Consider the following 15,303-nt stretch of genomic DNA (forward strand, 5'->3'; position numbering starts at 1 on the left):
TAGCTATGAGGAAACACTCTATTTTGGGGATGATTCTTATACTGCTTCTTGCTGGTTGTGCGCCTAGTTTTGAGGATAAGCAAGAGGTAGTTCAAGACTCCAAAGACAAAAAAGAGACGGCAATTATTCCGAAGTACAAAATTTCGGAAGAATATTATCAAACGATCCTACCGTTTGAACCATCAAAAGCACGCGGTTTGGTCGTATCTAATCTAAATACCCGATATGATATTGAAGAATTCGAAAATGGATTGATGCGGTTGGCCCAAACCCAATTCGACCCGGAAGAATACCTATTTCAAGAGGGGCAAACGCTTGATAGTTCCAAAATATCTTCCTGGCTGAACAGAAAATATACCAATAGTCAGTTGAAAGAAAAGAAGAAGAAAGCATCAGACAACGTCGGCTTGAATCCGGTTGATCCAGGTAAAGGGGACATCGATAAGCGGAATAAAGACAATCCAATCTATCTTGCTCATATTTTAGAACATAATTACTTAGTCAAAACAAAAGATAATTCAGTGAGCCTAGGCGGGGTTGTAATAGGTCTTGCGTTGAATTCAGTGCATTACTATCAAAAAGAGGCATACGGTGCCACCTATGAAAAGACAATCGATAGTAAAAAGGTAAAGCAAGAAGGGGAGAAAATTGCTGCAGAAGTCTTAAAGAGGCTACGTAAAATGGACAAGCTGAAAAATGTTCCGATTACGATTGCCTTATTCGAGCAAAATGAAAAATCCTCAGTAGTTCCTGGGAATTTCATTTCCTATACGAATATTGATAAAAACTCTGACAATATTGGAAAGTGGACGAACTTGGACGAAGAGTATTTCCTATTTCCTTCTGCTGGTGCTGAAAAAAAATACCGTGATGACGTCAATACTTTCACGAACTTTAAAGAAGATGTCGAAGAATTTTTCCCTAACTTTAACGGAGTCATTGGCAGGGCGTTCTATATGGATGATCAATTACAAAGTCTGAACATCGATATCCCCATTCAATTTTATGGGAACTCGGAAGCGATTGGCTTTACCCAATATGTTGCTGGGCTTGTAATGGAACGTTTCCCTAACTATATTGCCGTACAAGTATCCATTACCTCTGTAAATGGACCTGAAGCTCTCATTGTCCGAGAAGCAAATCAGGACGAACCAACCGTGCATATATATGAATGAAAAAAGATGAAGCTTAACGGCTTCATCTTTTTTTGCGACAATCTCTGAAATCCACTTTTCATAAGTTATTCTTCCGGAGATAAGGTGAATTTCAAAATAACCTTTAAGTAGGAACAGACACATATAGTAGAAAGTAGACCCTTCCAAATAAGGAAGTGAATATTAAAAAGGGGAACATATGTCGAATATTAAAGGCTTTCTTGTCATTTCCCCGGAAATTCCGACAACTTTCCCATATTTCCCGGAAAATATCTCTTTTTCCTTGAGAAATAATTGAATTTCGACATTGTTTCTCTAGTTGCTTTACTGTGTAATAGTTTGATATGATTTAAACGATGATTTTATGGAGAATAGCGACGGAATTCAGTCGATTTGGATATTTTTTCGGAGGTGAAGAGAATGTCACGTATTTCTATGGAACAAGTTAAACACGTTGCCCATTTGGCTCGTTTGGCAATTACGGAAGATGAAGCACAACAGTTTCAACATCAGCTTGACCAAATGATTTCATTTGCGGAGCAGTTGAATGAGCTTGATACGGATCAAGTAAACCCGACTTCTCACGTTTTAGATATGAAAAATGTTATGCGCGAAGATGTCGCAAAACCAGGATTGCCAGTAGAAGAAGTAGTGAAAAATGCACCGGATAGCAAAGAAGGATATATCCGTGTACCATCTATAATTGAATAAGGGGGGACAATGATGTCGTTGTTCGAACAAAAGGTTTCTGAGCTTCATGAACGCTTACATAAGAAAGAGATCAGTGTCACTGATCTTGTAAACGAATCGTATGAGCGCATTGGACAGGTAGAGGACAAGGTGAAGGCATTTTTGACACTTGATGAAGAAAACGCCCGCAATCAAGCAAAACGATTGGATGATCAATTGGTAAAAGGCGAGAACGAAGGCGCTTTATTTGGTATGCCAATCGGAGTGAAGGATAATATTGTCACTAAAAATTTACGAACGACTTGTGCAAGCAAGATCTTGGAGAACTTTGATCCAATTTATGATGCAACCGTCGTTCAAAAGCTGCAGCAGGCAGAAACGGTGACGATCGGGAAATTGAATATGGATGAATTTGCGATGGGTTCATCAAATGAGAACTCTGCATTTCAGGCGACACGCAACCCGTGGAATACGGATTATGTACCAGGCGGTTCTTCAGGTGGTTCGGCTGCGTCCGTCGCTTCCGGAGAAGTCCTATTCTCTTTAGGTTCCGATACGGGTGGATCGATCCGCCAACCAGCGGCATATTGTGGTGTTGTCGGCTTAAAACCTACATATGGACGGGTTTCCCGTTTCGGACTTGTAGCGTTTGCTTCTTCATTGGACCAAATCGGTCCGGTTACAAGAACGGTCGAAGATAATGCCTATTTGCTTGAAGCGATCTCAGGAGTAGATCCAATGGATTCGACTTCTGCAAACGTTGATGTGCCGAATTTTGTGAATTCGTTAACAGGCGATGTTAGAGGATTGAAAATAGCTGTGCCTAAAGAATATCTTGGTGAAGGTGTTGGCGAAGAGGCACGTAATTCCGTTCTTGAAGCGTTAAAGGTATTAGAAGGACTTGGAGCTGAATGGGAAGAGGTATCCTTGCCGCATTCCAAATATGCCTTAGCTGCCTATTATCTGCTATCTTCATCGGAAGCTTCGGCTAACCTTTCGCGTTTTGACGGTGTGCGTTACGGACATCGTACAGATAATGCAGAAACTCTTATAGAAATGTATAAGCAAACTCGTGCAGAAGGATTCGGTGACGAAGTGAAACGCCGTATCATGCTTGGAACTTTCTCCTTAAGTTCAGGTTATTATGATGCTTATTATAAAAAGGCTCAAAAAGTCCGTACTTTAATCAAAAAAGACTTTGAAGATGTCTTTGAAAAATATGATGTCATCGTTGGGCCGACTACACCTACACCTGCATTTAAAATTGGTGAAAAAGTCGACGATCCATTAACGATGTATGCGAATGATATCTTAACGATTCCAGTCAATCTTGCTGGTGTACCAGGTATATCCGTGCCATGTGGATTCGCAGCGAATGGGCTTCCGCTTGGACTTCAAATGATTGGAAAGCATTTTGATGAAAGCACTATTTACCGCGCAGCTCACGCTTTTGAGCAAGCAACAGATTTTCATAAACAATTTCCTAAGCTGTAAGGGGTGAAATAAATGGACTTTGAAACGGTGATTGGTCTAGAAGTACACGTAGAATTAAAAACGGATTCTAAAATTTTCTCTGCGAGCCCAAATCATTTTGGTGCCGCTCCAAATAGTAACACGACTGTAATTGACCTAGGCTACCCAGGCGTATTGCCTGTCGTCAATAAAAAGGCTGTTGATTTTGCAATGAAGGCTGCAATTGCCCTAAATTGCGAAGTGGCAGAAATTACGAAATTCGACCGGAAAAACTATTTTTACCCGGACAATCCTAAAGCATACCAAATTTCACAGTTCGATCAACCGATCGGTGAGCATGGCTGGATTGAAATCGAAGTCGGTGGCAACAAAAAGAAGATTGGCATTACCCGCATTCATATGGAAGAGGATGCTGGAAAGCTGACACATAAAGGGAACTATTCTCTTTGTGATTATAACCGCCAAGGTACGCCACTTGTTGAAATCGTATCCGAACCGGATATCACTTCCCCGGAAGAAGCATATGCTTATCTGGAAAAGTTGAAATCCATCATTCAGTACACAGGCGTTTCCGATTGTAAAATGGAAGAAGGCTCACTTCGCTGTGATGCTAACATTTCCTTGAAACCTGTCGGCCAAAAAGAATTCGGTACGAAGACCGAATTGAAAAACTTGAACTCATTCAACTTCGTTCGCAAAGGGTTGGAGCATGAAGAAATCCGACAAGCGGAAATCTTGAATGAAGGCGGCGTAATCGAACAGGAAACTCGCCGGTTCGATGATGCTACAGGCAGAACGGTACTAATGCGAATTAAAGAAGGTTCCGATGATTACCGTTACTTCCCAGAGCCGGACTTATTGACAATCCATATCGATGAAGAATGGAAAGCACGCATCGCTGCCGAGATCCCAGAACTTCCGGATGCCCGGAAAAAACGCTATGTCGAAGAATTCGGCTTACCGGAATATGATGCAGCCGTTTTAACGGTAACGAAGGAAAGTGCTGATTTCTTTGAAGCGACAGTGGCTTCAGGTGCGGATGCGAAACTAGCATCTAACTGGATCATGGGTGAGGTTTCTGCTTTCTTGAATGCAGAAGGAAAAGAGCTGCATGAAGTCAAATTGACTGCCGAATCGTTGGCTGGAATGATCAAGCTGATCGAAGATGGTACGATTTCTTCTAAAATAGCTAAAAAAGTTTTCAAAGAATTGATTGAAAACGGTGGAGACGCTGAAACGATCGTCAAGGAGAAGGGACTAGTCCAAATTTCCGATGAAGGCGCGTTGCGTACAGCAGTTGAAGAAGCATTGAATAATAATCCTCAATCAATTGAAGATTTTAAAGCCGGTAAACAAAAAGCAATCGGCTTCCTTGTCGGACAGATTATGAAAGCGACAAAAGGACAAGCCAATCCACAGCTTGTTAATAAAATTTTGGTGGAAGAAATCAATAAACGTTAATATTAACCGTATCACTTTTAAAGTGGTACGGTTTTCTCTTGATTAAGGAAAGAGTTTACTGAGAGAAATAACGGAAAATAATTTTTGATTTTTTTTTTGAGTTATCTGTAGGGGTAACTCCTTTTTGTGTCGTCTATTACATGAATGTTTAACAGGAAAGGAGGAAGAGAAGTGACCGATGAGTTAGTTGAGAAGGTAAGGGCAGGGAATGATCATGCATTCCGAATAATAATTGAAACTTATAAACAGACGATTTATAGAACCGTCTATTCCGTCTTGCGGAATCAAAAGGATGCAGAAGATGTTACCCAGGAAGTCTTTATCAAAATCTATACTTCTCTTCCTCAATATAAGAACCAAGGTTTCAAGACTTGGATTACCCGAATTGCGGTCAATCATGCAATCGATTTAAAGAGAAAGAGGGAACGCCAAAAGGAAGAATTGCAGGACGAACATTCATCGGAAGCTAATTTGGGCTTAACTGATGATGTCGAGGCAGTATTTTTTCGGAATGAAAGGCGAAAGCAAGTATTAAGGAAGCTGAATGACCTTCCAGAGGGATACCGGGACGTTGTATATGGCTATTACATAAAGGAAAAGACATTCAAGCAAATTGCAGAGGAGCAGCAGATTCAAGTGAAATCTGTGGAGGTTAAGCTATATCGGGCAAGAAATTGGATGAGAAAACATTGGAAAGAGGAGGATTTTTCATGAATCATGTTCCAGAAGCAGAATGGGTTGAATATTTGGCAGATGAAATACCAGAGGCTCTAAAAATTGAATATGAAAATCATCTATACTCCTGTGACAAGTGTTTATCCGCCTATATGGAAGCGATGGAAAAAGAAGAATCCAGACTGGACATTGAAGGATTTGATATTGCGGGTCCTGTCATGGACTCGATTAGCCGATTGAAAGGCGGGTCTGTTGAAGAGGCTAAGCAACTCCGAAAAGAGAAATCCCTTCGGACCATCACGAGACATTACCTGATCGCGGCCGGATTTACGATCCTATTAATGGCAGGCGGAGTATTTCAATCATTGACAGAATACGTGGATTCTGTGGAATCCAGCAGTGTAAAGGAAACTCAGTCCTTAACCGAAGGGCTTATTGATAAAACATTTAATTGGATGGACACAATCGAAAAGAAAAATAAGGAGGGGTTTAGAAATGAATAAAAGTCCGGTATTGGCTTTTTTATTATCGTTTTTGCCAGGTTTTGGACATTTTTACCTAGGAAGGAAATATAAAGGTTTATTTTATTTTCTTGCCGCAGCTGGACTGGGACTTGGAGGTCTTTTTCTTTCATTGATCAGTCAAGCGGATGAATTTCTGGCTTTTTCCATTATTGGAATGGTGTTTTATTTCATCAGTATATTTGATTTGGTGGTCACCTCACTGAGGAATCCTAAAAGTGAAGAGAATTTAGAGGGGATGGCAGATCAGCCGGAAGCGGAAAGATTCTATGTAATCATCCTTTCATTCGTTCCAGGATTAGGGCATTTTCAGTTGGGCCTCATGAATCGGGGACTCATTTTTCTGATCGGCTTTTTAGGCCTTGGCATTATGGTGGTATTCATCAGTGTAATGACACATATGGAAGGTCTGTTAATATTCATGGCACTATTGCCTGTTATCTGGATTTACAGTTTTTTTGATTCCGTTCAACAGCTGAATAAAAAGCAAAGAGGTGAGGAGCTTATCGATCGGACCGTTTTGGAAGATTTCGAGGAGAGGCGGGAATCCGGGAAGAAGAGTAAATCGGTCGCGACTTTATTCGCCATTTTCCCTGGAGCGGGTCACTTATATTTGGGGCTGCAAAAACGTGGGATTCAATTGATGGCTGGCTTTTTATTCGCCATTTACATTTTGGATTTACTTCGTTTAGGTTTCTTCTTTTTCCTTATTCCGATCATCTGGTTTTATAGTTTTTTTGATGGATTGCAAAAAGCCTCGAAAATGGAAGAGGGTCCTGTTGAAGATACGCCCATCATTTCGGGAATCGTCAATAACCAAAAATGGGTAGGATTTGGGTTGGTGGGGCTTGGAATCTATTTCTTGGCTAGTAATATAATCGTCCCTGCAATTGCACCTCATTTAGATGAATGGATTGGAAGCAACTTGGAATATTGGTTTAGAGATTATTTTCAAAAAGGACTGGTATGCATCCTACTTATAGGTGGGGGAATCAAATTGCTGTCGGGCAGTAAAAAAGGGAGAGTCAAGGAGGAGACAAAATGAGAACATGGAGAGTCGGAACGATTTCAATGGGTATCTCCCTGGTTGGTTTGGGTTTGGTTTTACTGGTTTCTCAAATTACGGATATGAATTTGACGACGATTATGCTATCTTGGTGGCCGTTGCTGTTCATTATCTTGGGTGTGGAGATTCTCTGCTATATTTATTTTTCCAGAAAAGAAAGTTCTTTTGTAAAATATGATATTCTTAGCATTCTTTTCGTAGGATTGCTAGGAACGACAGGGATTGTTTTAATTCTGCTAACATCAAGCGGATTGATGGATCAAGTTAGGGCTGCCGTGAATAGTGAAGAAAAAACGGTCAATTTGCCTGGTTTCAATGAAAAGGCCGGGAAAGACATACAGAGAGTTGTTCTGGACTCTGGCTCATACCCATTGACGATTGAAAGTGGCAAGGATGGGGAAGTATCCATTTTTGGAACATATGGTGAGCGGGTAATGGAAGATGCTGATTCTGTGTTGAAGAAGGCGGAAGATTATCTAATGGTTGAGAGAAATGGTGATACACTTTATATAAGCTTCAAGGATTTGCCGATTCAAAATGGAATTTTGGACAGTGGTATGATGAATCTTAAGGCCACTCTTATAATCCCTGCTGAGTTGGCATTGGAAATAGACGGACAAAGTACCGATCTTGTCTTGAAGCCTAGAAAGCTATTGAATGATTGGAGTGTGAAGGATAGTGGGAATCTTAGTGTATTCCTTCAGGATAATAGCGATATCAAGATAGATGCCAGAGGGGTCGAGGAACTGGAAGGTCCTGAGAATAGCTGGAAGATGACTGAAGTGAAAGAAGAAACAAGTGATGAAGGCATTGTAAAAAAGAATGGGACATTCAATACTGGTAAAGGCAATCATACTTTAACCGTTACCGATACATTTAACGTGAATGTACAATATCCATGATTGAAATCATTTACTAGAATAAAATTGTAAAAAGCATTATAATTTCCCTGATAAGTTTTCTTGTAAAATGCATAAAAGATATGGACCGAAATACGGTCCTCTTTTTTTCGAATATTGCTTTTCATGCAACGAAGGATTAAGATGTAAATTATGGAATCAATATGTGTAAGGATGATGGGAAATGAAAAGAGCAAGGTTGATTTACAACCCGACTTCGGGCCGGGAAGCCATTAAGAAGAGCCTGCCAGGTGTGCTAGCAAAACTTGAAGAAGCTGGTTATGAAGCTTCTGCACATGCGACGACTGGTGCTGGGGATGCAACGAAAGCGGCTAAGATAGCGATTGAACGCGGCTATGATATAGTTATTGCAGCAGGGGGCGACGGTACGATTTATGAGGTTGTTAATGGACTGGCCACTGCAGAGAAACGTCCGAAACTAGGAATCATTCCGACGGGAACGACCAATGATTTCGCGCGGGCGCTGCATTTACCGAAGTCAATTGAAGGGGCAGCCGAAATTATTGCCGGTGGGCATACGATGCCGGTCGATATTGGGAAAATGAACGATAAGTATTTCATCAATATTGCTGGCGGGGGCAGATTGACCGAATTGACCTATGACGTGCCGATCAAGCTGAAAACCATGCTTGGTCAGCTAGCGTACTATATTAAAGGGATTGAAATGCTTCCTTCAATTAAGCCGACGGAAGTTTCAATTGAATATGATGGGAAGCTTTTTGAAGGGGAGATCATGCTTTTCTTGGTGGCTAACACGAATTCGGTCGGTGGCTTCGAGAAACTGGCTCCTGACGCCTCTCTGAATGATGGTATGTTCACGTTGCTTATTTTGAAAAAGGCCAACCTGGCTGATATTGTCCGTGTCGCAACATTGGCAATGCGCGGTGAACATATCCATGATAAAAACGTCATTTATGAAAAAGCCAATCGAATTAAAGTACAGGCCAAAAATGACATGATGCTTAACTTGGATGGGGAATTTGGCGGGATGGCCCCAGCTGAATTCGTAAATCAGTACCGCCATTTTGATGTATTCATCCCACAAGGAATACTGCCGGACGATCCGGCAAATAAATAGGGTGAAAAGGCCACTGAATCTGGTGGCCTTTTCATTTTAATAGATCAAGGAGTATGTATAAACATGTATATCAGGAAAGCGACACCGGAAGATGCGGACAAGGCAGCCGTTTTGACCCGGTTAGCGATTAAGGAAATTGCAGAGGTTTTGACAGGTGAAACGGAAGAAGAAAGAATCCTAACCGTTCTATCCGAGTTGTTCAGAAAAAGTGGAAATCGGATCAGTTTTGAAAATACGTTCGTAAGTGAACATGATGGACAAGTATCTGGATTGATCATTGCTTACCATGGTAAGGATGCAGAAAGCTTGGATGAACCGATAGTGAAACAATTAAGGATGAAAATGAAAGACCCAAGCGTTACGCTCGATAAAGAAGCGGAAATGAAAGACTTTTATTTGGATACATTATGCGTTGACCCGTATTTTCAAGGAAAAGGAATTGGTAGTGCACTGATTCAGTATGTTGAGGGATACGCTAAACATAAGGGATATCCAAGGGTTTCTTTAGTCGTTGAAAATGAAAATGAAGGGGCGAATCGTCTCTATAGAAGATTAGGTTATAAAGAAATGAAAACCATTACGATTGGCGGCCATGAATTTGGCTATATGGTAAAGGAAATAGAAGAACCTCCTGTTTAACAGGGGGTCCTTTTTATTGATTTGAAATTTTGCAATGTATGCGATTACATTTGCTGCCCATTCATGGCGGCCCAATCAGAGTAATCACCGGTACCATTACAGCCAGGACAGTCGTGTATATCGGAAAAATGATATTCCGTAGGTACGAAGGAGCTATATCCTCGTCCGTAACAATCCGGACAGAGGCCTTTTTCCTCCATACTTGCTCGATGTTTTTCTAACCTTGTAGCGTTCCAGGCTGATATAGAGTTAAATAAACCCATTTCCTCACCTCTTCTTTTTTCCTTATTTTTCTTTTTTTATTGAACTTTTATACATGGAACTATGAAAAATCCGTAATTCCTTCCACTATATTTTTATGAAAACCAATGTAAATTGGTGAGTGGTTTTGTGGCGAGGCCTCGATTGTGGTAAAATACAGGCTAGCATAAAAAAGAAAAGAGAAGATGATATGAAAAAAACAGCACCAGTTGCTAAAAATGATATTATAGAGGTTTTATTTGAAGATTTAACACATGAAGGAGCTGGAGTGGCTAAAGTTGATGGCTACCCGATCTTTGTTCAGAACGCCCTTCCTGGTGAAAAGGCAAAAATTAAAGTGATGAAGGCTAATAAAGGTTATGGCTTCGGACGCTTGATGGAAATTATAGAAAATAGTCCATACCGGGTTGAGGTCACGACTGAAGATTTCCATAAATACGGTGGTTGTCAGCTGCAGCATATGAGCTATGAAGGACAGTTGAAATTCAAGGAAAAGCAAGTACGTGAAGTGATGACACGCATCGGGAAGCTTGAGGATGTAAAGGTTCACCCGATCATCGGGATGGAGAATCCAACCCATTATCGCAATAAAGCGCAAGTGCCTGTTGGTGAAAAGGATGGCAAGCTAATAGCGGGATTCTTCAAACCGCGGACACATGAAATTGTTGAAACGAAAGAAAGCATAATCCAAAATGAAGTGATCAGTGAAGCCGTTCAGGTTGTTAAAGAGATCTTCAGTAAACTTGGTATCCCTGCTTACAATGAAGAGGCACATAAAGGTGTATTGCGGCACATCATGGCCCGTTATGGCAAGCAAACAGGTGAATTGATGATTGTTCTCGTTACAAGAACGAATAGTATCCCTTTCATCGAAACCATCGTTAAAGAAATCGTTGAACGTCTTCCACAAGTGAAATCCATTGTTCAAAATGTGAATTCCAAGAAAACGAACGTTATCTTAGGCGATAAAATGACTTTACTGTGGGGCGACGAAGTTATCCATGATATGATCGGTGATGTGAAATTTGCGATTTCAGCAAAGTCCTTCTACCAAATCAATCCAGACCAAACGAAAGTCCTTTATGATAAAGCCCTTGACTATGCAGGGCTAACGGGTGAAGAGACGGTGATAGATGCCTATTGCGGCATTGGAACCATATCTTTATTCTTAGCTAAAAAAGCGAAAAAAGTAATCGGTGTCGAAGTAGTGGAAGAAGCGATAGAAGACGCACGCCGCAACGCTGAATTGAATGAAATCTCCAATGCCGAATTCATTGTTGGCGATGCAGGTAACGTTATTGCTGAATGGTATCAAAAGGGTAACACTGCGGATGTCATCGTAGTGGATCCGCCTCGCAAAGGTTGTGAAGAATCCCTTCTGAATACGATCATCGAGATGAAACCTAACAAAGTCGTATACGTATCATGCAACCCAGGCACTCTAGCGCGTGATCTTCATATCTTGGAAGAAGGCGGATATAAAGCAGTTGATATCCAACCTGTCGATATGTTCCCAATGACTACACATGTTGAAAATGTAGTGTTATTAGAGTTGAAATAAGGAAATGGGGCCCGGTCTAAATGACCGGGCCTACAGTTTTTTTAGGGCTTGTACAATTTGGACATTGATTTCCGCTTCAGGCACTCGCTTTCCGCCTGTGTCTTCCTAGACGGGCTTTTCCCGCAGGAGTCTCGTACCTTTCTCTCCAATCAACTTTGATATAACGATTAGATAGAATCCGTTCCTGAGGAGTTGAAGGGGTTGCTTTGGGTCAGTTTGTTCGGGAATAATGAAAGATATGTTTTCCGAACCCCTGTCTACAAACTGTAGGCCTCGGTCTGAATGACCGGAGCCTTTTTCACGTAGTTAAATTGAAGTAAAGTGAGGGGTTTTTTTTTTGCATGTATATTCTTGACGCTCTGACTTGGACATATATTAAGGAATATATGATTGGGAGGTAAGGTGATTTTATTAATTTTCAAAAAGCAGTGGCTGTAATTGTTGGTAGCTTTTTGGTGGCTATTGGAATCAATGGTTTTTTAGTGCCTCATCATTTAATAGATGGCGGCGTTATTGGAATTGCACTCATTCTTCATTATTTCTTTGGTTTTCAAACAGGGCTATCCATGTTGATCCTAAGTATTCCTATATTTTTATATGCCTGGTACTATGAAAGGTCCTTTTTCTATAGCAGCATTCACGGTTTACTTTTGACATCCCTTTTTATGGATTGGCTAAATCCATTGAAAAAAGTCTTATCCCTTTCGATACTAACTAGCTCTTTGATTGGCGGAGCCATCATTGGGATGGGCATAGGGCTCATGCTTCGATATGAGACAAGCAGCGGTGGAACGGATATGTTAGCCAAAATCATCTCCAAATCTTCCTACATAGATATTGCTTTGGCCATTATCATCATAGATACACTCATCATTTCAGCTGCAGCATTCACTTTAGGTATCGAAATTTTTCTTTTTTCATGTGTGACGATCGTCATCATTGGACTGATCACTTCGCTTATGAAAGTGAGGAAATGAATATATAATCAGTTCCGTAAGATATGGGCTACGTCATCTATTGCCTTTTGCAGCTTTTCGCTATTTTTGCTAAACATCTCTTTAGCTTCCTTTGATTCAGTTCCAAGTGCAAACAACTCTAAGTCCGCTTGGCATTTTTTCAAGGTCGCGAGCATGAGAGGTTTTTCTTGAGGAGAAGGAACTTTAAGTTTATCATCAAAAAGGTCCACAGTTAATTCCCCGTTGGAATTAGCTTGACCAAGAAAAACATTCTCGAGGATTACCCCTAACTTATCCAGTTCAGTATGAAGCCAATTTCGGTTCAGTCCAATCGTGGAAAGTGGTTCATCGAGTATGCTGCCGTCCATAATGATGGTTTGTGGCTCCTTTACTGCAGCCACTGACAGGTTAAGGTCCTTAGCTGTTACAGGTTGATTTTGCTTCTTTAACATTACGGAAAAATCCCCGTTGGCTTCCAATAAGGCAAACTCAACTTCAGAAATATCGAAGACATCCTTTTTTCGGAGCAACCCTAACAATTCATCAATGGTATATTTCTCTTTTTTTAAATTATCTTCCATGACTTTCCCATCTTTGATGAAAACCGATGCTTTTCCTTCCACAAGATCACGGAAAGTTTTACTTTTTAGGGATATTGATCCTGCAATAAAAGGTGCTATGGCAAAAACAAGAATGGACAGTACACCATGTATAATATTGCCCTCAACTTTTGTAGCTAATTCTGCCCCAACATTACCGATGGTTATACCCGTTACATATTCAAAAAAGGAGAGCTGGGACAATTGTTTTTTTCCTAACACTTTTGTGATCACAAAGAGAACAATTAAAAAGAATAATGAACGCAAAACAATTTCTATCCAACCCGGCATTACCAAACACCTCCTGCTTGATCAGTATATTTAAAAACCTTTATATTGTGGTTCTTCCCGTTCTAATTCTCCCACACGCTTCTGTACATCCTTCATAACTTCATTCACCACCAGCATCGTTTCATGCAAGATGCGTTTAGATTCATCATCTTGAGTCCGGAGTGCTAAGCTGGATAAACCTGCTTCAACTCCTTTAAGGCTAGAGACACATTGTTTTACATTTGAAGCTATCGTCATACAAGGGATCCTCCTTATCCTTTGGATCTAAATATAATGGCTTGTAATACTCCGAGGCTGTTTTTCCTGGCACTGGTTACTTCAATCGTGCCAGTGACAACAACCGATCAATCCATGCTTTTCCGCATCCGTTAACGCTCCCGAAAACAATGTCCGCAGCCGCGAATGTTCATCCGAATGAGCAGGCACTTCAACCCTTATATGACCAGATTACACGAGTGAATCATGGTTGTCATTCACTCATATTCAATCGATACGGCATGGGCAATGCATGGAATCGTCTCACTTTGTTGAAAGGATAGGGGAGATAACAAGGCACCGGTAGCCACGACGAGCAATCGTTTTATCTCTCCCTTTTTCATGCGATTTAACAAATGACCATAAACAACAGTTGCGGAACATCCAGGGCCACTTGCCCCGGACAGGACAGGTTGACCATCCCTGTATATCATTAAACCGCAATCTTTATATTGCTCCTCTTTAATCGGAGTACCATGTTTCTTAAATAATTCCAGAGAAACTTCATGTCCAATCTTTCCTAAATCCCCGGTCACTATTAAATCATAATAGGATGGGTCTAGGTTCCGTTCTCTTAAATGGGCTTCAATCGTATCCACAGCGGCCGGGGCCATGGCGCCTCCCATATTGAAAGGGTCAGTCAATCCCATATCGATGACACGGCCTATCGTAGCTGAAGTGACCCTTGGGCCTTCCCCGGCGCTACTTAATAATGCCACTCCTGCCCCTGTAACGGTCCATTGGGCTGTTGGAGGTTTTTGCCCTCCGTATTCAGTTGGGTAGCGAAATTGCTTTTCTACTGCGGCGTTATGACTTGATGCTCCTGTCAATAAGTAATCTGCCCCTTTGGTATTGACAAGGTATGCACCAAGAGCCAGTCCCTCCATGGAGGTGGAGCAAGCACCAAATAAGCCAAGATAAGGTGTTCCCAGTGTACGACAGGCAAAACTCGTAGGGGTTATTTGATTGATAAGGTCGCCTCCAAGGAAAAATTGAATCTGTTCCTTCTGAAGACCCGCCTTTTCGATTGCTTTTGTACTCGCTTCTTCCAATAAGACTTTATGTGCCTTTTCATAAGTATCTTGATTTATCCATAAATCGGAATGGAGAAGATCGAAATCATCCGCAAGCAAACCGTCTGCTTCAAATGGACCGCCAACGGTTCCTGTGGAGACGATGACAGGCTTTTGATCAAACACCCAAGTGCGATGCCCCGTAAGCATTATAAACCACCCCATTGTATGAGTATTGTCAGTACCAGTGCTGTGATTAAACCAAGGAATAACATTTAAAAACGATGGTATAGAAAAAGAAATGAAAATTTATTCCCCTTATGGATTGAAAGATATAAAAAAAGGCTGGTTGTTTTAACCAACCTTTTTTATATGAATGATTATTGTTTATATTGAGGTTCCTCGTTTTGAATCTCTTCAATGCGAGGGGTGATGCTGTCCACAATCGTTTGTGTTTGTTGGGCAGCTTGTTGGTATAGTTGTTTGGCTTGCTCATTATCTGTGGAAAGGGCGAAGGTTTCAAAGCTCGCTTGAGCGCTTTTCAGCCCTGCTATAGTTGTTTTGACATCGTTTATTACTGTCATATATGAACCTCCTAGTTTGTAACTGCCCTATTAGAGTAAGGAAAAAATGAGTATCTATACCTTCCAAATTTCTCTAGGAAATGAAGCGCATTAAATTCTTTTTCAA

The 15,303-nt window shown here is 41.0% G+C and carries 17 protein-coding genes; 13 read left to right on the top strand and 4 right to left on the bottom strand.

The features are described 5' to 3' along the window. Window positions 1-5: 5 nt before the first annotated feature. The 13 genes from QUF78_RS02900 to QUF78_RS02960 all read left to right on the top strand — a co-directional run bounded on the left by QUF78_RS02900 (window position 6) and on the right by QUF78_RS02960 (window position 12,476). Window positions 6-1,175 carry a CamS family sex pheromone protein gene (locus QUF78_RS02900; RefSeq protein WP_289323488.1) on the top strand — a complete coding sequence of 390 codons (1,170 nt, stop codon included), beginning with the start codon at window positions 6-8 and terminating at the stop codon, window positions 1,173-1,175. 399 nt (window positions 1,176-1,574) lie between these two features. After that, the gene (gatC, locus tag QUF78_RS02905; RefSeq protein WP_289318226.1) at window positions 1,575-1,865 is read left to right on the top strand and encodes an Asp-tRNA(Asn)/Glu-tRNA(Gln) amidotransferase subunit GatC; all 291 of its coding nucleotides are present in this window, start codon (window positions 1,575-1,577) and stop codon (window positions 1,863-1,865) included. Window positions 1,866-1,877: 12 nt separating this feature from the next. After that, on the top strand, window positions 1,878-3,338 hold the full coding sequence (gene gatA, locus QUF78_RS02910) for an Asp-tRNA(Asn)/Glu-tRNA(Gln) amidotransferase subunit GatA (protein ID WP_289323489.1): 1,461 nt from the start codon (window positions 1,878-1,880) through the stop codon (window positions 3,336-3,338). Between the two features lie 12 nt (window positions 3,339-3,350). After that, window positions 3,351-4,778 (top strand): Asp-tRNA(Asn)/Glu-tRNA(Gln) amidotransferase subunit GatB, encoded by a 1,428-nt coding sequence (gene gatB, locus QUF78_RS02915; protein ID WP_289323490.1) that lies wholly within the window; start codon window positions 3,351-3,353, stop codon window positions 4,776-4,778. Window positions 4,779-4,949: 171 nt separating this feature from the next. Continuing rightward, window positions 4,950-5,492 (top strand): RNA polymerase sigma factor, encoded by a 543-nt coding sequence (locus QUF78_RS02920; RefSeq protein ID WP_289318223.1) that lies wholly within the window; start codon window positions 4,950-4,952, stop codon window positions 5,490-5,492. Further along, window positions 5,489-5,956 carry a hypothetical protein gene (locus QUF78_RS02925; RefSeq protein WP_289323491.1) on the top strand — a complete coding sequence of 156 codons (468 nt, stop codon included), beginning with the start codon at window positions 5,489-5,491 and terminating at the stop codon, window positions 5,954-5,956. The genes QUF78_RS02920 and QUF78_RS02925 overlap by 4 nt, the downstream gene beginning before the upstream one ends. Beyond that, a complete protein-coding gene (locus QUF78_RS02930) occupies window positions 5,949-7,019 on the top strand; it encodes a hypothetical protein (protein ID WP_289323492.1) in 1,071 nt (356 codons plus the stop codon). Before QUF78_RS02925 ends, QUF78_RS02930 begins: the two co-directional genes overlap by 8 nt. Further along, window positions 7,016-7,942 (top strand): LiaF transmembrane domain-containing protein, encoded by a 927-nt coding sequence (locus QUF78_RS02935; protein WP_289323493.1) that lies wholly within the window; start codon window positions 7,016-7,018, stop codon window positions 7,940-7,942. Before QUF78_RS02930 ends, QUF78_RS02935 begins: the two co-directional genes overlap by 4 nt. Window positions 7,943-8,123: 181 nt before the next feature. Next, a complete protein-coding gene (locus QUF78_RS02940) occupies window positions 8,124-9,038 on the top strand; it encodes a diacylglycerol kinase (protein ID WP_289323494.1) in 915 nt (304 codons plus the stop codon). Between the two features lie 63 nt (window positions 9,039-9,101). Next, window positions 9,102-9,677 (top strand): GNAT family N-acetyltransferase, encoded by a 576-nt coding sequence (locus QUF78_RS02945; protein WP_289323495.1) that lies wholly within the window; start codon window positions 9,102-9,104, stop codon window positions 9,675-9,677. A 38-nt stretch (window positions 9,678-9,715) separates the two neighbouring features. Continuing rightward, window positions 9,716-9,898 carry a hypothetical protein gene (locus QUF78_RS02950; protein WP_289323496.1) on the top strand — a complete coding sequence of 61 codons (183 nt, stop codon included), beginning with the start codon at window positions 9,716-9,718 and terminating at the stop codon, window positions 9,896-9,898. Window positions 9,899-10,128: 230 nt separating this feature from the next. Further along, on the top strand, window positions 10,129-11,499 hold the full coding sequence (gene rlmD / locus QUF78_RS02955) for a 23S rRNA (uracil(1939)-C(5))-methyltransferase RlmD (protein WP_289318216.1): 1,371 nt from the start codon (window positions 10,129-10,131) through the stop codon (window positions 11,497-11,499). 428 nt (window positions 11,500-11,927) lie between these two features. Further along, complete coding sequence (locus QUF78_RS02960; RefSeq protein WP_289323497.1) at window positions 11,928-12,476, top strand: YitT family protein; 549 nt, start codon at window positions 11,928-11,930, stop codon at window positions 12,474-12,476. Window positions 12,477-12,484: 8 nt separating this feature from the next. Here the strand turns inward: QUF78_RS02960 and QUF78_RS02965 are convergent, their stop codons facing one another. The 4 genes from QUF78_RS02965 to QUF78_RS02980 all read right to left on the bottom strand — a co-directional run bounded on the left by QUF78_RS02965 (window position 12,485) and on the right by QUF78_RS02980 (window position 15,197). Continuing rightward, window positions 12,485-13,345: a DUF421 domain-containing protein gene (locus QUF78_RS02965; protein WP_289323498.1), complete on the bottom strand. Its 861-nt coding sequence runs from the start codon at window positions 13,343-13,345 to the stop codon at window positions 12,485-12,487. Between the two features lie 30 nt (window positions 13,346-13,375). After that, on the bottom strand, window positions 13,376-13,582 hold the full coding sequence (locus QUF78_RS02970; protein ID WP_076372773.1) for a DUF1657 domain-containing protein: 207 nt from the start codon (window positions 13,580-13,582) through the stop codon (window positions 13,376-13,378). Window positions 13,583-13,818: 236 nt separating this feature from the next. Continuing rightward, window positions 13,819-14,823 carry a stage V sporulation protein AD gene (gene spoVAD, locus QUF78_RS02975; RefSeq protein WP_289323499.1) on the bottom strand — a complete coding sequence of 335 codons (1,005 nt, stop codon included), beginning with the start codon at window positions 14,821-14,823 and terminating at the stop codon, window positions 13,819-13,821. Between the two features lie 170 nt (window positions 14,824-14,993). Next, entirely contained in the window at window positions 14,994-15,197 is a 204-nt protein-coding gene (locus QUF78_RS02980; RefSeq protein WP_057278507.1) for a DUF1657 domain-containing protein, read from the bottom strand. Between the last annotated feature and the right edge of the window lie 106 nt (window positions 15,198-15,303).

The organism is Peribacillus sp. ACCC06369 (assembly GCF_030348945.1).
Lineage (GTDB): Bacteria > Bacillota > Bacilli > Bacillales > DSM-1321 > Peribacillus.